This window comes from Lyngbya sp. CCY1209 (assembly GCF_035615495.1).
Lineage (GTDB): Bacteria > Cyanobacteriota > Cyanobacteriia > Cyanobacteriales > Microcoleaceae > Limnospira.
Genome location: NZ_JAJENU010000705.1, coordinates 1 through 204, shown reverse-complemented (window position 1 = coordinate 204; position 204 = coordinate 1). Strand labels below are relative to the sequence as shown.

Genomic DNA, 204 nt, shown 5'->3' with positions numbered 1-204 from the left:
CTTTTTAAAGCGTGGATGAAAAACGAACGGCGACTTCAGTCGCCTTGAAAAAAAATCAAAAAGGTTGTTATTTTTAACCTTTTAATGCTATCATGTTATCCGAGGCTAAAACGATAAGACTATGCTTGTTTATGAGATGAAATTAGAAGGAGAAAAAGCCCAATACGAAAGGCTAGATGAAGCCATTCGTACAGGTCGTTTTGT

At 36.3% G+C, this 204-nt stretch carries 1 pseudogene; it reads left to right on the top strand.

Features of this window, described 5'->3' with window-relative positions:
• Positions 1-121 precede the first annotated feature (121 nt).
• Positions 122-204, top strand: a pseudogene (locus tag LKE08_RS29140) (transposase); the annotation flags it as partial.